Raw genomic sequence first — 17,583 nt, forward strand, 5'->3', positions numbered from 1 at the left:
AACATCCCGCCAAGCACCGGGTCAACGGTGTGGCCCTACCCCCACGCCCAAGGAGCGAGACCGATCGTGCGTCCAGCCCCGAGTGTCGACGTCGTGTGCCTCGGCGAGTCGATGGTGACCTTCGTGCCGTCCCACCCGGGCCGCCTCGCGGAGGTGCCCGCCTTCGCGCGGGGGATCGGCGGCGCCGAGTCCAACGTGGCGTGCGGGCTGGCGGGCGCCGGGCACAGCGTGCGCTGGATCAGCCGGGTCGGCACGGACGGCTTCGGGGAGCATCTGCTGACGGAGATCGCGGCGACCGGGGTGGACGTCGGCTGCGTCCAGCGCGACCCGCGCCGCCCCACCGGCATCTATTTCCGCACGGCGGGCGAGCGGGCAGTGGAGTCGGGGGCTGCCGAAGAGGGGGCTCCCGAAGAGGACGGCGAGCAGCCGCTCGCCGAGGTCGTCTACTACCGCGCCGGATCCGCCGCCGCGGCCATGTCCCCGGCGCTCATGCCGCGTGAACAGACCTGGTCCGGCCGGATCCTCCACCTCACCGGCATCACCCCCGCCCTCTCCGACGACTGCCTCGCCCTGATGCGCGAGCTGACCACTCGCGCCCCCGGCCGCCCGCTGGTCTCCTTCGACCTCAACTACCGCGTGTCCCTGTGGGAGGACCCCGAGCGGGCCCCGGACGAGGGGCCGGGCGTGCTGCTCGACCTCGCCCGCGGCTGCGACCTGGTCTTCGTCGGCGAGGACGAGGCGGAGGCCGCCTGGGGCATACGTGGGGGCGTACACGGCGGCGCGGCCGCGATCCGCGAGGCCCTGCCCGAGCCGGACGTGCTGGTGGTCAAGCAGGGCGCCGCCGGGGCCACCGCGTACGCCCGCGGGGCGGACGGAGCCGACACCGTCACCTTCGCGCCCGCTCTGAGCGTGGACGTCGTGGCCCCGGTCGGCGCGGGCGACGCCTTCGCCGCGGGCTTCCTCTCCGGCACCCTGCGCGGCCTGCCCGTCGCGCAGCGGCTGCGCCACGGCCATCTGATGGCGGCCGCGGCCCTCACCGTCCCCGGCGACCTCGGCACCCCGCCGCCCCGCGCGTACGCCGACCGCCTGGTGACACTGGACGACGCCGAGTGGGGCACACTGCGATTCGGCCCCGGCTGGGCAAACCCGCCGCACTCGGGGTCCGATACCGCGGTGGTGGAGGTAACCGACCCATGAGCCAGACCGTCGACCGAGCGCTGAGCATCCTGCCCCTGCTGGCGGAGGGACCCGCCAACCTGGAGCAGGTCGCCTCGCGGCTCGGCGTGCACAAGTCGACCGCGCTGCGGCTGCTGCGCACGCTGCACGAGCACGGCATGGTCTACCGCCAGCAGGACCAGCGCTACCGGCTCGGCGCCCGCCTCTTCGCGCTCGCGCAGGAGGCGGTGGAGAACCTGGACGTACGGGAGATCGCCCACCCCCATCTGGTCGCGCTCAACGAGCGGTGCGGACACACCGTGCACCTCGCGGTGTACGAGGAGAACGAGGTCCTCTACATCGACAAGGTGGAGAGCCGCTACCCGGTCCGGATGTACTCGCGGATCGGCAAGCCCGTCGCGATCACCGTCGCCGCGGTCGCCAAGCTGCTGCTGGCGGACCTGCCGGAGGCGGAGCGGCGGGCGCTGGCCGAACGGCTCCCGTACCCGGCGTACACGGCCCGCTCCACGCCGAACGCCACCGCGTTCCTGAAGGAGCTGGAGACCGTACGGGAACAGGGCTGGGCCAGCGACCTCGGCGGCCACGAGGAGTCGATCAACTGCGTCGGGGCACCGATCCGGGGAGCGGACGGCCGGGTCGTCGCCGCGTGCTCGGTGTCGGCGCCGAACGTCGTCGTCACCGCGGACGAACTCCTCACCCTGCTGCCGGCCGTGCGCCGCACCGCCCAGGACATCAGCCGGGAGTACTCGGGCGGCGCCCCGGAGCGGCCGTCCGCCGGACCCGAAGAACCATCAGAAGAATCACCGCAAGTACCACCCGAGAAGAGAGCCGAGGAACCCTCCTCATGACCGAGAAGCTGAACAAGACCGCGATCACTCCGGCCACCCACACCACCCCGCCGGCCAAGTTCTCGCACGGCGTCAAGAAGGGGAACATCCTCCAGGTCGCCGGTCAGGTCGGCTTCGGCCCCGCGGTCCCCGGCCAGGCCCCCGCCCCGGTCGGGCCGTCCCTGCGCGAGCAGACCCTGCAGACCCTGCGCAACGTGCGGTCCGTGCTGGAAGAGGGCGGGGCGAGCTGGGAGGACGTGATGATGATCCGCGTCTACCTCACCGACACCGGCCACTTCGCCGAGTTCAACGAGATCTACAACGAGTTCTTCGCGGACCTGAAGGAGGCCCCGGCGGCCCGTACGACGATCTACGTCGGCCTCCCCGCCGGGCTGCTCGTCGAGATCGACGCCCTCGCCGTCCTCGGCTGAGTCCAGCCCTTTTGAGAACTTCCGGGCGCGGGCGGGGTCTCGAACCCCCGCCCGCGCCCGGAACCCCCCACACCCACTGTTCGACGTCGCCGGGACCAGACCCCTGATCACCCGCACCCAGCCCACACCCCCGTCCCCCGCGCGCGGCCCTCCGCCGTGCGGCGATACGCCTTACCCACTTTCCGGAGTTCCCCATGCTGCTCGCAGCCGCTCCCGCTCCCGAGACCCCACCCCACACCGGTGGCCTGCTCGCGATCATCCCCGGCACCGCCGGTCTGCTGACCGTCGCCGCCCTCGGTATCGCGCTGCTCCTCTACCTGATCATCAAGGTCCGGCTGCAGCCCTTCGTGGCGCTGCTCGCCGTCTCCATAGCCGTCGGCCTGGCCGCCGGGCTCTCGGTCACCGAACTCTTCGGCACCGTCCAGAAGTCCGACGCGATCTCGCTCATCGAAACCGGAATGGGCGGCATCCTCGGCCACGTCGCCATCATCATGGGACTGGGCACCATGCTCGGCGCGATCCTGGAGGTCTCCGGCGGCGCCGAGGCGCTCAGCTCCCGCCTCCTCGGCCTCTTCGGGGAGAAGCGCGCCCCGCTCGCCATGGGGCTCACCGGCCTCATCTTCGGCATACCCGTCTTCTTCGACGTCGGCATCTTCGTCCTGGCGCCGATCGTCTACGCGGCGACGAAGCGCAGCGGCAAGTCGATCGTGCTGTACGCGATGCCGCTGCTGGCCGGGCTCTCCATGACCCACGCCTTCCTGCCGCCGCACCCCGGCCCGGTCGCCGCCGCCGGACTGCTCCATGTCGACCTGGGCTGGGTCATCCTGATGGGCATCCTGGTCGGCATCCCGTCCGTGATCGCCGCGTGGGTCTACGCCGCCTGGATCGGCAACCGCATCTTCGTCCCCGTACCGCAGGACATGATCGAGGCGGCGGAGGAGGCGCGGGAGGCGGTCGAGGCCGAGCGGCGGGAAGCGGGCGCGGCACCGGCCGAGGCGCCGGTCGCGGTGTCCACGGTCCTGGCCATCATCGGTACGCCGCTGATCCTCATCCTCTGCGCGACCTTCTCCTCCATCGCGCTGGACCCGAGCACCGTCCGCTCGGTCATCGAGTTCTTCGGCCACCCCTTCGTGGCGCTGACGATCTCCCTGCTGCTGGCGTACTACCTGCTGGGCATCCGGCGCGGCTGGTCCCGCAAGTCGCTGGAGACCGTCTCCACCACCTCCCTCAAGCCCGTCGGCAACCTGCTGCTGATCGTCGGCGCGGGCGGCGTCTTCGGCGCCGTGCTCAAGGGCAGCGGCGTCGCCCAGGCCCTCGCGGACTCGTTCGACAGCGCGGGCCTGCCGGTCATCCTGCTGTCCTACCTGATCTCCCTGGTGCTGCGGGTCGCCCAGGGCTCGGCGACCGTCGCCATCGTCACCACCACGGGCATCGTCGCCCCCATGCTGGCCTCGGGCGACTACTCACAGGCCCATCTGGCGCTGGTCATCATGGCGATCTCGGCGGGCTCGATCTTCGCCTCGCACCTCAACGACGGCGGCTTCTGGATGGTGGCGAAGTACTTCGGCATCTCCGAGCGGGACACCCTCAAGTCGTGGACCGTGCTGGAGTCGGTGCTGTCGGTGGCGGGCTTCGTGGTGGCGGGCCTGCTGAGCCTGGTGATCTAGCTGCGGGTACGCCCCGGGGCGCGATCGCGCCCCGGGGCATCCGCACGCGGGGTCAGGTCGTCGCGCAGTACTGGGCTTCCTTGCCGATCGACCGGTACATGCAGTCCGCGTTCTCCAGCAGCTGGAGCACCGCGTCCTTGTTACGGCTCGTCTCGCGGTCGATGACCTCGTCCGGCGGGTAGAAGCCGCCCGCGCCGCTCGACGTCGGGTACATCTCGAACGTGTACGCGAACACCTTCTGGCTGCCCCACAGCCAGTCGTCGATCGTCCCGTCCGTGATGTAGAGGTCGCTCGACTGCTCGGGGGTGTAGCCGTTGCTCGCGGCCATCTTCTTGCCGACAGCGGCGAACGCGTCGTGGTCGTCCTTGGTCATCCCGGTCGCGGTGTCGCTGTACGTCCAGCCGAACGGCCACAGCACCAGCTCGCTGTACGTGTGGAAGTCGATGGCGGCCTTGAGCTGCTGCTTGCCGCCGATGACCCGGCTGCGCGCGAAGTCCGCGACGACCTTCACCTCGGGGGCCGACTCGGCCCCGGCGCCGCGGTAGGTCTCGGAGCCCGCGGAGCCGGAGGAGCCGCCGCAGCAGCCCCACTTGAAGTCCCAGTTGCGGTTGAGGTCGGTGCCGACGGAGGAGGAGCCGGAGTTGGGCTGCCGGTTCTTGCGCCAGCTGCGGTAGCGGCCGGTGGCGATGTCGTACTCGCCGCCGTCCGGGTTGACGTCCGGGACGATCCAGATCTCGCGGCCGTTGACGATGTCGGTGATGCGGCGGTCGGTGCCGTAGCCGTCGGTGAACTGGTGGAGCAGATACAGCGCCATCTCCACGGTGAGGTGTTCCCGCGCGTGCTGGTGGGCGGTGAAGAGCACCTCCGGCTCGGCCTCGTCCGTGGCCACGTTGTCGCTGATCTTCAGCGCGACGATGTTCCGGCCCTCGTACGACTTTCCGATGACGCGCTTGCTCAGAATGGCGGGATACTTGGCTACGGCCGCGTCGATCTCGGCATTCATCTCGGCGTAGTTGTGGTACTTCGCGTCCGCCGAGGGGAAGTCGAACGGCTTGGCGGCCCGGCCCTCGCCGCGGCCGGCCGGGCCGGGCAGCTCGGTGAGCCGGTAGCCGAGCGCGCGCAACCGCCTGACCTGGGCGGAGTCTGCGGTGACGACGACGGAGCGGGCGTCCGTCTCGTCGATGGAGACGCCGGTGGCGGCGACGGCGGAGCGCTCGGCGGGGGTGGCCGGGCCCGCGACCTCGTACTGGCGCACGTTCTCATCGGCGGCCGTGGTGCCCGATGCGGCATCGGCCGAGGTGGCGCGCCCCGGGGCCGGATCGTCGGCCTGGGCCGCGATCGGGGCGGCGAGGGCGAGGGACAAGAGGGCGGCGAGGGCGGTAACCCGTCTGCCGCGAGTGCGAAGTCGCATAACTGCTCCTGTGGGGTGAGAGGCGAGCGACTGCTGCGCCAGTGTTCGGCCATGCGCATGACATGGTCAAGGGAGGGAAATGGTCGAAGCCGAAGGAACTTCTCATCGAGGGAAGGAACCCCCCTGTGAACAGACCTCTCGTCGGCGCGCTCTCGGCCCTCTTGCTGGGCGGCGCGACCCTCGTGGGCGTCGGCGCCGCCCCGGCGGCAGCCTCCTCCTCCCACCCCCGGGCCGCGCAGGCGGTCGACTTCGCCGGAACGGTCGCGCTCAGCAACTGCTCCGGCTCCGTCGTACGGACCGCGAAGTCCGCGGATACCGACCCCGCGCTCGTCCTCTCCAACGGGCACTGCCTGGAGACCGGCTTCCCGGACGCGGGAGAGGTGATCGTCGACCAGGCGTCGAGCCGCAGCTTCACCCTGCTGAACAGCTCCGGCGGGAGCGCGGGCACGGTACGGGCGAGCAAGGTCGCGTACGCGACCATGACCGACACCGACATCTCGCTGTACCAGCTGACCTCGACGTACGCGCAAATACAGCAGAGGTACGGCATCAAGGCCCTGCAACTGTCCGACATCCGCCCGGCCCAGGGCATCGGTATCAAGGTGGTCTCCGGCTACTGGAAGAAGATCTACTCCTGCAATATCGACGGATTTACCTATCGCCTTAAGGAAGGCGACTGGACCTGGAAGGATTCGGTCCGTTACACCTCCGCCTGTAACACGATTGGCGGAACGTCCGGTTCGCCCGTGGTCGACGCCACGACCGGCACGGTCCTGGCCGTGAACAACACGGGCAATGAGGACGGGGCGCGGTGCACCCTCAACAACCCGTGCGAGGTGGACGAGAGCGGGGCGGTGACGGTCCGCAAGGGCATCAACTACGCCCAGCAGACGTACGGGATCACCAAGTGCGTGACCACCGGAAACAAGATCGACCTCAGCCTGGCCGGGTGCGTGCTGCCCAAGCCGTGACGTAGGGCGGGGCCGGCCCCACCACGGTCCGGGGGCAGGCGCCAGTGCGCCCCCGGGCCGCTCGCACAAAGCTGAGGACCCTTGTCACGGTGTCAGAAACGAGGGTCCTCATGCGAAGAGCGCGCATGACGCCGGATGTGGCAGCCGCTGCCTGTGCCGCCTTACTGCTGCTTCCGACCGTCGCGGCGGCCCCGGCCACGGCGGCCACCACCCCGCGGACGGCGGAAGTCGCCCCGGTCACCCATGGCCGGGGCGAACTGGTCTCCGTGAAACCGCTGTACACGCTGGCCGACTCGGACGATGTCGCCGCCGAACTGCGCTCCAGCGGGTTCGACGCGGGCGCGGTCCGCTACGGCGTCGACGCGTACCGGCTGGTGTACCGGACCGTCGACCCGCACGGCCGTCCCACCACGGTGAGCGGGTTGCTCGTCCTGCCGCGCGGGAAGGAGGGCAGGCTGCGCGCGGTGTCCTTCGCGCACGGCACGGGGGTCCACAAGAGCGACGCGCCCTCGATGCAGCGCCACGGCTTCCTGCCCGCGCCGCCGCTGACCTACGCGTCGGCCGGGTTCGCCGCCGTCGCGCCCGACTACCTTGGCATGGGCACCGGTCCCGGGCTCCACCCCTGGATGGATGTCCCCTCGGAGACCACCGCCTCCCTCGACATGCTGCGCGCCGCCCGCGCCGTCGTCCCCCTGGAGCGGAAGGTGGCGGTCACCGGCTTCTCGCAGGGCGCCTCGGCCGCGCTCGGGCTGGCCCGCTCGCTCCAGGCCGGCGAGGACCGCTGGTTCCGGCTGGGCGCGCCGGCGCCGGTGAGCGGGGCGTACGACTTCGGGGGAACGGAGCTGAAGGCGCTGCTCGACGGGCGGTTGGAACCCAAGCCGAGCGTGATCTACACGGCGTACACGCTGGTCGCCTTCAACCGGCTGCACCATGTGTACGACAGCCCTGAGCGGGTGTTCGAGGGCGACTACGCCCCGCACATCGAGTCGCTGTTCGACGGTGAGCACACCGGGCGGCAGCTGATGGACGACACCCCGGAGACGCTGGACGACCTGCTCACCGACGAGGGATGGCGGCTGCTCGAACACCCGACGGGGGAGTTCGCCGCGGCGCTGCGGACGGCGGGGCGCGTGTGCGCCGACTGGGCGCCGCGGCTGTACATGGCGGGGGCCGACCGCCTTCGACCAGGCGTTGCCGCTCGCCGCGTCCCAGTTGGTGGACCAGGCCATCGCGCCGCGCAGGCCCGGGTAGGTCTTGCCCGGCTTGAAGCTGCCGCAGCCGGTGCCCTCGGTGAGGCAGTCGAGGGCCGCGTTCACGACGGACGGTGCGACGTAGCCGGAGCCCGCGCCGCTGGGCGAGGCGGGGACGCCGATGCCGACCTGGGACGGGGCGAGGCCGTTCTCCAACTGGACGCAGGCGAGGGAGGTGAGGAAGTCGACCGAGCCCTGGGCGTGGACCTTGCCGTCGCAGCCGTTCATCGAGCCGCTGTTGTAGTACTGCATGTTCACGACGGTCAGGAAGTCCTTGATGCCCAGGGCGGTCTTGAAGTACTCGGTGGACGGCGACTGCATGTCGATCGTCTGCGGTGCCATCGTCACCATCACGTCGCTCTTCTTGGCGTGAACGGCCTTCAGCGCCTTGGTCGTATAGGTCGCGTTGAGGCCGTTCTCCAGGTCGATGTCGACGCCGTCGAAGCCGTATTCGTCCATGAGGCCGGTGAGGGAGGTGGCGAAGGCGTTCGCCGAGGTGTCGTCGCTGACCGAGAGCGCCGGTACGGCGGTGGGGGCTGCCTGTGCGGTGCCGGCGGATATCGGTCCACCGGCGGCGAGCGCGGCGACCGCCGCGGCTCCGAGCAGCTTCTTCCTGATCCGTGCGCGTACCACGACAGCCTCCGAGCGTGGGGGAAAGGGAGGTGGTGCCTGTGCGCGTCCAGGGGCCCCTGAGGCGTGCGACCAAGGTGGTCCAGACCAATACGGTCGTCAAGCCCATGACGTATATGGCTGAACAGGGGCCGCGCGGGCCCGCTCGGCGACCAGGAGTGGGTAACTCAGAGGAACTGTTCTCTCACGCGGCTTTCGTGGATAAAGTGACGATGCACCAGCCAGGGGCAGTTAACGAACTGCGGCCGCCGCCGCTCGGCGACGACGTGAGACGGGGTAGCCGACGTGCCCACCGCGATAGCAGTCACCAGCCGTGAGCTGGTGCTTCCACCGCCCGACGGGCAGACCCCGTCGGCCGTAGTGCTGCGGCCGCCGGAGGAGCAGTCGCTGGACGACGCGCTCGCCGAGGTCGGCGCGCTCCTCGACGCCCAGGGCTATCTGGTGGCGCTCTATCCGGCCGCCACCCCGCCGCCCTTCATCCGCAGGCTGCACACCGTGCGCTCCGTGCTGGAGAGCGACCGGATGGCGCTGTGCCCGCTCGAACTGCCGCCGCTGGCCGTCGCCGTCATCGCCCGTCAGCTGCGCCGGCTGTCCGTGTCCGACTTCAGCCCCGGTGTGCTGGCCTGTTCCGCCCGGCTGCTGGCGCACTACGTGCACGCGGGCGCGCTGCTCGGCAGCGTCGCCAAGCTGGACCGGGTGCCGGTGAGCCTCACCTCGCACGTCAAGTCCTGGATGCCCGGCGCCCAGTTCGCCGTGCTCGCGCACCCCGACCCGCAGCTGGTGAAGGTGGGCGGGGGCGGCGCGCTGCCCGGGCCCGCGTACGCCACCCACATGACCGTCGCGCGCGGCCAGCTCATCAGCCACGGCCATGGGACGGCCCCGCGCGACGACTGGGTCAGCGGGGCGCTCGCCCCCTCCTGGGGCGTCGGGGAGGTCCAGGAGGTGCCGCTGCCCGCCGAGTCGGCGCGCTGGTGGGGCACCCCGAAGCTGATCGAGTTCGCGGCGGCCATCCCGGACCTCTCCGTGCTCTACCAGCTCGTGGCGTCCGTACGGAGAGAGGAGTGCCACTGGTGCGGCTTCGAACTCATCGGGGACCGCTGCGCCTTCTGCTCCTGTCCGGTGCCGCGCGGCGATGAGATTCCCGCCCTGACGCAGTCCGCCGAGCGCCCCGCCCTGACCAGCCGGTAAACGTCCCACTCACGAGGTTGCCCGTCCATGAATTCTCGCCAGCGCCGCGGAGTCATCCTGCTGGTCCTGTCGGTCCTGTGCGCCGGTGGCGCGTTCGCCGGAGTGCTCTCCGTCGTCAACGACGTGGAATCGAAGGTCGGCCCCGAGACGACCGCGTACAAGCTGAAGGGGAACATCGACGCCTACCAGGCCCTGAACGCCGGGGACTTCGAGAGGGTGTCGATGCCCGAGCGCTGGGTGCCCTCCACCGCCGTCACCGATCTCGCCGAGGTGCGCGGCAGGATAGCGGCGACCAAGCTCAGCCAGGGGTCGCTGCTCCAGACGGACATGATCGCCAAGCGCCCGGCGCTGAAGGCCGGACAGCAGGAGATCGCCATCATGATCGACGCCGCGACGGGCGTCGCGGGCAAGATCACCCCCGGTGCGAAGGTCAACATCTACGCCACCTTCGAGGGCAAGGCCCAGGGCGAGAAGTCGGTCTCCCAGCTGATCGTCGACGACGCGGAGGTCATCGACGTCGGCAAGCTGTCCGCGCTGAAGCCGGACGAGGACGACAACCGGCGCGTCGACCAGGCCGTGCCGATCACCTTCGCGCTCGACACCAAGGACGCGCAGCGCGTCGCGTACGCCGAGTCCTTCGCCGAGCACGTACGGCTCGCCCTGATCGGCCCCGGCGCGGACAGCCCCGTCTCGCCGCGCGACCGCACCTACACCCTCGACGGCGACAAATGACCCCCGTGAACCTGAGTGAGTGAGGAGGTGCCGCGTGACGATCAGAATCCTCCCGGCCGTCGGCGACCCCGACGCGGCCCGCGCCATCGGCGGGCTGCTCGGCCAGCTGCCCGGCGTCGAACCGTCGGCGCCGGTGGGCGACTCGACCCGGCTGCTGGACACCCTCGCCGCGCTGGCCGCCGCCTCGCTGGAGGAGCTGCCGGAGGTCGTCCTCGTCCATGAGCGGATCGGCCCGGCCCCCGCGTTGGAGCTGATCCGCGAGGTCGCGCTGCGCTTCCCGGCGGTGGGCGTGGTGCTGGTCACCGGCGACGCGGGACCGGCCCTGTACTCGGCCGCCATGGACGCGGGTGCGCGCGGCATCGCCGGACTCCCGCTGTCGTACGACGAGCTGGCGGCCCGCGTCCAGGCCGCCGCCCAGTGGGCCACCGGCGTACGGCGCCACCTCGGGGGCGGCGGCGACGTGGCCGCCACCGGTCCCGGCGGCACGCTGGTCGCGGTCGCGGGCGCCAAGGGCGGGGTCGGTACGACCGTCACCGCCGTCCAGCTCGCGCTGGCCGCGCGGGCGGCGGGCCGCACGGTCGCGCTGGTCGACCTGGACCTCCAGTCCGGCGACGTGGCCTCCTACCTCGACGTCCAGTTCCGGCGCTCCATCGCCGACCTGGCCCAGATCACCGACATCTCGCCGAGGGTCCTCCAGGACGCGGTCTTCACCCACCACACCGGGCTCGGGCTGCTGCTCGCGCCGGGGGAGGGCGAACGCGGCGAGGAGGTCACCGACCGGGCGGCCCGGCAGGTCGTCGGCGCGCTGCGGACCCGGTTCGAGCTGGTGGTCGTCGACTGCGGTACGCAGATGACCTCGGCGGGCGCGGCCATCGTCGAACAGGCCGACACCGCGCTGCTGGTGACCACCCCGGACGTGGTCGCGGTGCGGGCGGCCAAGCGGATGGTGCGGCTGTGGGACCGGCTCCAGATCCGTAAGGCCGAGGAGACCGTGACCGTCGTCAACCGGCACACCCGCAGCGCCGAGATCCAGCCGCAGCTGGTCGCGCGCGCCACGGGCACGGCGGTGGCGCGCACCGCGATCCCGGCCGGGTTCAAGGAGCTGCAACCCGCCGTCGACTCGGGGCGGATGCAGGACCTGGACGCCAAGTCCGCCGTCAAGCAGGCGCTGTGGGGGCTCGCCGGGGAACTGGGCCTGGTGAACGGTCCGCAGGGCACGCCCCCGCCCGGCCGCCGCGCCGCCCATCGGGGCGGCGGGCACACCCCGGGCGGGGACCGCTCCCTGCCCGGGATGCGGCGGCGCCGTGCCATAGGAGCGGGGCAGCCCGACGACGGTGACGGCGGCGACGCGGGCCCGGGGACGGACGCGCTGAACGAGATCCCCCCGTCCGCCACCGGCCGCTTCCTGCGCAAGCGGGGCGGCGGCGACCGCGGGCAGGTCACGGTCGAGTTCATCGGCGTCCTGCCGTTGGCGCTCATCGTGCTCGCGGTGATCTGGCAGCTCGTGCTCGTCGGCTACACGTACTCGCTCGCGGGCAACGCGGCGGACAAGGGCGCCAGGGCGGGCGCGGCCGGGGGAGCCGGGGCCTGCCAGGCCGCGGCGCAGGACGACATCCCCGGAGCGTGGAGCGCCGACATCGACTGCCCGGGGTCGGGCGACGGCACGGTCTACAAGTCGACGGTGCGGCTGAGCGTCCCGATCCTGTTCCCGGGAGCCGCCGACTTCCCGTGGACGGTGACCGGTTCGGCGGGCGCGGCGGACGAGTCGGAGACCGTGGCGGGCCCGGGGCAGTGAGGGGAGACGCACCGATGAGCCACGCGACGAGCCGCGCCCTTCCGCCGGCGGACGCGACGACGGGCCCGGCGGCTCTCCGCCCCGCCGAGCCGCCCGCCGGCCGGACCACGCCCGGCCCGTCCCGCGGCGCCGGATCCGGCCGGGGCGGCGACACGGGCTCGGCGTCGATCGAGTTCCTCGGCTTCCTGCCGATCCTGATCCTCGTCGCGCTGGCCGCCGTCCAGCTGGGGATCGCCGCGTACGCCGTCCAGCAGGCGGGCACGGCGGCGCGGGCGGCGGCGCGTACGGGCTCGCTGGACGAACCGGGGACCCCGGCCGCCGCCGGGACGGCGGCCATCAGCGGCTGGCTGGCGGACGAGACCAACATCAACGGCGGCGACTGCGGCGGCGGCGAGGCACACGCGACCGCGAGGGTGAAGATTCCTTCGGTCTTCCCCGGCATCACGGACTTCGGCAGCGCGAAGAGGAGTGCCACCATGCCGTGCGACGACGGACAGCTCCAGGCGGGAGGTCGACCATGAGCCTGCGGTCCCGCATCAACGCGCCCGAGGGGCCCGCGGAGGGCCGCCAGGACGGGCATCTCGTCGCCGTCTACCGCGCCAAGCTGCTGGAGGAGATCGACCTCGCCGAGATGTCCTCGCTGGCCGCCGCCGAGCGCCGGACCCGTCTGGAGCGCGTCCTCGGCCACATCATCAGCCGCGAGGGCCCGGTGCTGTCCACCGGCGAACGCGCCCAGCTCATCCGCCGGGTGGTGGACGAGGCGCTGGGCCTCGGCGTGCTCGAACCGCTGCTGGAGGACGCCTCCATCACCGAGATCATGGTCAACGGGCCGGACCAGATCTTCGTGGAGCGGGCGGGCCGGGTCGAGCTGGTGCCCGTCCGGTTCGCGTCCGAGGAACAGCTGATGCAGACCATCGAGCGCATCGTCTCCACCGTCAACCGGCGGGTGGACGAGTCGAATCCGATGGTCGACGCCCGCCTCCCCTCCGGTGAGCGGGTCAACGTGATCATCCCGCCGCTGGCGCTCACCGGCGCCACGCTCACCATCCGCCGCTTCCCGCGCGCCTACACCCTCAGCGAGCTGATCGGCATGGGCACGCTGGACGAGCAGATGCTGATGCTGCTGGCGGCGCTGGTGCGGGGCAAGTTCAACGTCGTCGTCTCCGGACCCACCGGCTCCGGGAAGACCACGCTGCTCAACGCCCTCTCCGGGCTGATCCCCGACGGCGAACGGATCATCACCGTCGAGGACGCCGCCGAACTCCAGCTCCAGCAGACCCACGTGATCCGGCTGGAGTCCCGGCCGCCCAACGTCGAGGGCAAGGGCCGGATCACCATCCGCGACCTGGTCCGCAACTCGCTGCGCATGCGCCCCGACCGCATCATCGTCGGCGAGGTGCGCGGCGGCGAGACCCTCGACATGCTCCAGGCCATGTCCACCGGCCACGACGGCTCGCTCGCCACCGTCCACGCCAACAGCGCCGAGGACGCGCTGATGCGGCTCCAGACGCTCGCCTCGATGTCCGACGTGGCGATCCCGTACGAGGCGCTGAAAGACCAGATCAACAGCGCCGTGGACTGCATCGTCCAGCTCGTCCGGCAGGCCGACGGCTCCCGCCGGATCAGCGAGATCGCGCTCCTCGACAGCCACGGCCACGAGGAGTACCGCATCGCCACCGTCTGCCGTTTCGACGCCCAGCCCATGGGCGCGGACCGGATCGTGCACGGGCAGTTCTCGTACTTCCCGCTCCCGGAGCGGGTCGCGGAGCGGCTGCGGCTGGCCGGCGAGGCGGTGCCGCCCGCCTTCGGGGTGGCCGCCTTCCCGGCGCAGCTGACCACGCGGGGCGCCGCGTACGACACGGGCGCGTACGGCGCGCGGGAACGGAGGTAGACCGCATGGACCGGCTCGCGGTGCTCACGCTCGGCACGACGCTCGTGTGCGGCGCGCTGGGCGTCGCCGGGGTGCACACCTACGCCCGGGGCACGGACCGTCAGCGGGCGCTGATCGACCGGCTGTCGGAGTCGGGGGCGGCGGCACCGTCCGGGCGGTCGCGCCGCTTCGCCCGCGTGGACCGGCGGCTGCGCACCACCTCCCTGGGGCGCCGGCTGGAGCTGCGGCTGGCGGCGACCGGCCTGGACCTCACCCCCGGCGAGTTCTTCGTCTACACGGCCGCCGCGGCGGCCGGGCTGTGGCTGCTGGCGGCGTCGCTGCTGGCGTCGTTCTTCGGCCCGATCGCGGCCGTGGTCGCCGTCTGGTCGGCGTTCGGGTTCCTCAACTGGCAGCGGCAGAAGCGGATCGAGCGGTTCATCAACCAGCTGCCCGAGCTGTCCCGGATCCTGGCCAACGCCACCCAGGCCGGGCTGGCGCTGCGCACCGCGCTGAGCATGGCGGCGGACGAGATGGAGGCACCGGCGGGCGAGGAACTGTCCAAGGTCTCCGCCAAGCTGGCGGTCGGCCACTCGATCGACGACGCGCTCGGCGAGCTGGCCGAGCGGCTGCCGTCCCGGGAGCTGGTGGTGCTGGTCACCACGCTGGTGCTGTCGAACCGTGCGGGCGGCACCGTGGTCAGCTCGCTGCGCAACCTCACCCACACGCTGGAGGAGCGGAAGGAGACCCGGCGCGAGGTCCGCACCCAGCTCTCCCAGGTGACCGTCACCGCCTATGTGGTGCCGCTGATGGGCATCGGGACGCTGCTGCTGATGAACCGGATCGCGCCGGGCTCGCTGGACCGCATGACCGCCTCCATCTGGGGGCAGGCCGCGGTGATCGCGGCGTTCGTCCTGTACGGGATCGGCTTCTTCCTCATCCGCCGCATGTCGAAGATCGACGTCTGACCGAGGTACCGGGGTAGTGGGTATGGGTTTTGGAGTGCTGCTGGCGCTGGCGGCCGGGCTCGCGGTGGCGGGCATCGCCTACGGCATCGCGCTGTACCGCAGCGAGGCCAAGCTGCCGAGCGACCTCGCGGTCGCGCTGGAGGTCGGGGCGACCCGTACGAACGCGGTCGGCTCGGCCGTCGACCGGCTGGGCATGCGTTACGCCCCGCTGGTGCTGCGGCTGATGGGCGAGAAGCGGGTGGCCCGGGTGCGCCGCCGGATCGATCTGGCGGGCCATCCGGGCGGGCTGACGGTCGACCGGTACGCGGCCCGCCGTGCGGTGTACGGGCTGCTCGGCTTCGTCGGCGCGCTGGTCATGCTGATGAAGGGCCAGCTGCTGCTGGCCCTGCTGATGATCGTCTTCGGCCTGTTCTGGATCGAGGTCGGCATCTGGGCGGCGGTGCGGGAGCGCAAGGACGCGATCGACCGGACCCTGCCCGACTTCCTGGACGTGCTGGCGGTCGTGGTGAGCGCCGGGCTGGGTTTCCGGCAGGCGCTGGACCGGGTGTCGGAGAAGTACGAGGGTCCCTGGGCGGATGAACTTCGCATCACACTTCGGCAAATGGACATGGGGGTCAGCCGGCGGCAGGCGTTCGAAGAACTGCGGAAGCGGAACGACTCCGAACAGGTCGCGCAGTTCGTCACGGCGCTCCAGCAGGGCGAGGAACTGGGCGCTCCGATCGTCGAGACGCTGATCGCCATCGCGAACGACATGCGCCGTACGGACGCCCAGAACGCCCGGCGCCGCGCCGCCCGCGCCGTCCCCAAGGCGACCATGGTCATCACCACCTTCATGGTGCCGGGAACGATGGTGCTGCTCGTGGCGGGGTTCTTCATCGGATCCGGCACGGACTTCGGTTCGGTCACGGGAGATTGACGGCCATTTGGGCGAATATTCTTCGCGATCGCAATCGGGTGTGGGACAGTCGTCGACGGTGGACTCCTCGGCGGCGGGAGGGGGTGAGACGGATGGGCGGCGGCGCCGGACATCCGCGTACAGGGTTCGAACACCGTGTATCGGGAAGGCAATGCCCCCTGGGACACTGTTCCGTGGCGGCTGTTTCGGCGTACTTTGCTCGTGTCGCGAGCGGCACCACGGGGGTTGAGTCGCCGGACCAGAGTGGGACGGCCACCCATGGAGGGGAACACGATGGGGAAGCGCGTTATGGGGAACGACCGGGGACAGACCTCTATCGAGTACCTGGGAATCATTGCCGTGGTGGTCGCCATCGTCCTGGTGCTGTCGACGACGGACTTCGGAAGCATGATCGCAAACGCGATCTCCGACAAGATCTCTCAGGTCGTCGGCATCTGAGCGAGCGCGTGAAGGCTCGCGGATACCGCAACAGCGATACCGGGCAGGCCTTTCCGATCTACCTCACCGCGGTCGCGGCCCTGCTCTTCCTCGCCCTCGCCTTCTTCGCCGTGGGCCAGGCCGGGGCCACCCGCAACGGCGGGCAGACCGCCGCCGACGCGGCCGCCCTCGCCGCCGCCCAGGACTACCGCGACGCGTTGGGCACGGCGCTGCTGAAGGCCGTGACGGACGGCAGCGCGCTGGAGGACCTGCTGAACGGGCGGGGCATCGGCGTGGGTGACGCGTGCGCGCAGGCGGAGGTCTTCGCGCAGGAGAACGGCGCCGACCTCACCGGTGACCCTGACCGCTGCGTCCCGGGCTATCTGCCCACCTCCTTCAGTGTGAAGGTCAGGACCCAGAAGCCGGTGGGCAAGACCGTCATCCCCGGTACGGAGAGCAAGCACGCGGTGGCGACGGCCAAGGCGGTCATAGGTCCGCGCTGTACGCTCCAGCCGCCCGACGGGCCGACGGCCACCCCGCTGCCGACTCCGACGGGCGACGAGGACGGAGGCAACGGCGGTGGGAGCGGCGGCGATGACGAGAAGCCTGCCGTCGACCTGAAATGCGACGGCAGGGACGTGACCATCGACCCGGCGCACCCGGAGCTCTTCCCGGACGTCAAAGACCTGTTCTCCGTGCACCTTGACGAGTAGACGAGCAAAGGACAGCGAGCGATGAGCATTCGGCACACGACGAAGGCCCGGAGGGGGGCTGCCGCGGTGGCGCTCGGAGCGGCCCTGGCCCTCGCCGTGGCCGGGTGCGGCAGCGGCGACGACGGCGGGAAGGACGGGAAGGGGGACGGCTCCCCGCAGAAGTCCAACGCGGCCAGGACGGACGACGGGCAGGGGGAGACCGAGCCCGCTTCGGACTCCAAGAAGGTCATCGGCGAGATGAAGGGGCCGAAGAACATCGTCGTCACCCTCCACTCCGCGGAGCGCGACAGCGGCGGATTCGTCACCGTGAACGGGACGGTGACCAACAAGGGCAGCATGCTGTTCAACCCGGTCGACTGGCGCTCCTCGGAGGTGGAGCTGGCCAAGTCCCGTTCGTCCGTGTCGGGTGCGTCCCTCGTCGACGCGAAGGGCAAGAAGCGGTATCTCGTGCTCCGGGACACCGATGGGCAGTGCCTGTGCACCACGGGGCTCTCCGGGATCAAGCAGAACGAGAGCCGGCCGTTCTTCGCGCAGTTCCCGGCCCCGCCCAAGGGCGTCACGGAGGTCGACTTCCAGCTCCCGACGATGCCGTCCGTCAGCATCAAGCTGTCCGGGTGAGCCCCG

The 17,583-nt window shown here is 71.3% G+C and carries 16 protein-coding genes and 1 pseudogene; 15 read left to right on the plus strand and 2 right to left on the minus strand.

What is annotated here, in order from left to right; all coding sequences use genetic code 11:
- Window positions 1–66: 66 nt before the first annotated feature.
- The 4 genes from ACH4SI_RS08965 to ACH4SI_RS08980 all read left to right on the plus strand — a co-directional run bounded on the left by ACH4SI_RS08965 (window position 67) and on the right by ACH4SI_RS08980 (window position 4,101).
- Window positions 67–1,197: a sugar kinase gene (locus tag ACH4SI_RS08965; RefSeq protein WP_398294286.1), complete on the plus strand. Its 1,131-nt coding sequence runs from the start codon at window positions 67–69 to the stop codon at window positions 1,195–1,197.
- Complete coding sequence (locus tag ACH4SI_RS08970) at window positions 1,194–2,024, plus strand: IclR family transcriptional regulator (protein WP_398294288.1); 831 nt, start codon at window positions 1,194–1,196, stop codon at window positions 2,022–2,024. The genes ACH4SI_RS08965 and ACH4SI_RS08970 overlap by 4 nt, the downstream gene beginning before the upstream one ends.
- A complete protein-coding gene (locus ACH4SI_RS08975) occupies window positions 2,021–2,434 on the plus strand; it encodes a RidA family protein (RefSeq protein ID WP_398294290.1) in 414 nt (137 codons plus the stop codon). The genes ACH4SI_RS08970 and ACH4SI_RS08975 overlap by 4 nt, the downstream gene beginning before the upstream one ends.
- Before the next feature lie 194 nt (window positions 2,435–2,628).
- The gene (locus ACH4SI_RS08980; RefSeq protein ID WP_398294292.1) at window positions 2,629–4,101 is read left to right on the plus strand and encodes a GntP family permease; all 1,473 of its coding nucleotides are present in this window, start codon (window positions 2,629–2,631) and stop codon (window positions 4,099–4,101) included.
- 52 nt (window positions 4,102–4,153) lie between these two features.
- Here ACH4SI_RS08980 and ACH4SI_RS08985 read toward each other — a convergent pair whose 3' ends face one another.
- Window positions 4,154–5,512 carry a M14 family metallopeptidase gene (locus tag ACH4SI_RS08985; RefSeq protein ID WP_398294294.1) on the minus strand — a complete coding sequence of 453 codons (1,359 nt, stop codon included), beginning with the start codon at window positions 5,510–5,512 and terminating at the stop codon, window positions 4,154–4,156.
- Between the two features lie 125 nt (window positions 5,513–5,637).
- On the opposite strand from ACH4SI_RS08985, the gene ACH4SI_RS08990 reads away from it, so the two are divergent.
- Window positions 5,638–6,483, plus strand: a complete 846-nt coding sequence (locus ACH4SI_RS08990) for a serine protease (RefSeq protein WP_398294296.1) — start codon at window positions 5,638–5,640, stop codon at window positions 6,481–6,483.
- A gap of 1,151 nt (window positions 6,484–7,634) precedes the next feature.
- On the opposite strand, the pseudogene ACH4SI_RS08995 reads toward ACH4SI_RS08990, so the two are convergent.
- Window positions 7,635–8,252, minus strand: a pseudogene (locus ACH4SI_RS08995) (glycosyl hydrolase family 18 protein); the annotation flags it as partial.
- Window positions 8,253–8,648: 396 nt separating this feature from the next.
- Between ACH4SI_RS08995 and ACH4SI_RS09000 the strand changes: the two are divergent.
- From ACH4SI_RS09000 to ACH4SI_RS09045, 10 genes are all read left to right on the plus strand, one after another.
- Complete coding sequence (locus ACH4SI_RS09000; RefSeq protein WP_398294298.1) at window positions 8,649–9,551, plus strand: hypothetical protein; 903 nt, start codon at window positions 8,649–8,651, stop codon at window positions 9,549–9,551.
- A 27-nt stretch (window positions 9,552–9,578) separates the two neighbouring features.
- Window positions 9,579–10,283 carry a Flp pilus assembly protein CpaB gene (cpaB, locus tag ACH4SI_RS09005; RefSeq protein ID WP_398294300.1) on the plus strand — a complete coding sequence of 235 codons (705 nt, stop codon included), beginning with the start codon at window positions 9,579–9,581 and terminating at the stop codon, window positions 10,281–10,283.
- Window positions 10,284–10,317: 34 nt separating this feature from the next.
- Window positions 10,318–12,078: a CpaE family protein gene (locus ACH4SI_RS09010; RefSeq protein WP_398294302.1), complete on the plus strand. Its 1,761-nt coding sequence runs from the start codon at window positions 10,318–10,320 to the stop codon at window positions 12,076–12,078.
- Window positions 12,079–12,092: 14 nt separating this feature from the next.
- Complete coding sequence (locus ACH4SI_RS09015) at window positions 12,093–12,599, plus strand: TadE/TadG family type IV pilus assembly protein (RefSeq protein WP_398294304.1); 507 nt, start codon at window positions 12,093–12,095, stop codon at window positions 12,597–12,599.
- Window positions 12,596–13,969, plus strand: coding sequence for a CpaF family protein (locus tag ACH4SI_RS09020; protein ID WP_398294306.1), 1,374 nt, complete (start codon window positions 12,596–12,598; stop codon window positions 13,967–13,969). The genes ACH4SI_RS09015 and ACH4SI_RS09020 overlap by 4 nt, the downstream gene beginning before the upstream one ends.
- Before the next feature lie 5 nt (window positions 13,970–13,974).
- Window positions 13,975–14,913 (plus strand): type II secretion system F family protein, encoded by a 939-nt coding sequence (locus ACH4SI_RS09025; RefSeq protein ID WP_398294308.1) that lies wholly within the window; start codon window positions 13,975–13,977, stop codon window positions 14,911–14,913.
- A 22-nt stretch (window positions 14,914–14,935) separates the two neighbouring features.
- The gene (locus ACH4SI_RS09030) at window positions 14,936–15,829 is read left to right on the plus strand and encodes a DUF5936 domain-containing protein (protein WP_398294310.1); all 894 of its coding nucleotides are present in this window, start codon (window positions 14,936–14,938) and stop codon (window positions 15,827–15,829) included.
- Between the two features lie 288 nt (window positions 15,830–16,117).
- The gene (locus ACH4SI_RS09035; RefSeq protein ID WP_398295255.1) at window positions 16,118–16,267 is read left to right on the plus strand and encodes a hypothetical protein; all 150 of its coding nucleotides are present in this window, start codon (window positions 16,118–16,120) and stop codon (window positions 16,265–16,267) included.
- An 8-nt stretch (window positions 16,268–16,275) separates the two neighbouring features.
- On the plus strand, window positions 16,276–16,959 hold the full coding sequence (locus tag ACH4SI_RS09040) for a pilus assembly protein TadG-related protein (protein ID WP_398294312.1): 684 nt from the start codon (window positions 16,276–16,278) through the stop codon (window positions 16,957–16,959).
- A gap of 21 nt (window positions 16,960–16,980) precedes the next feature.
- Complete coding sequence (locus ACH4SI_RS09045) at window positions 16,981–17,577, plus strand: hypothetical protein (RefSeq protein ID WP_398294314.1); 597 nt, start codon at window positions 16,981–16,983, stop codon at window positions 17,575–17,577.
- Window positions 17,578–17,583 lie beyond the last annotated feature (6 nt).

This window comes from Streptomyces sp. NPDC021212 (assembly GCF_044332925.1).
Taxonomy (GTDB): Bacteria; Actinomycetota; Actinomycetes; order Streptomycetales; family Streptomycetaceae; genus Streptomyces.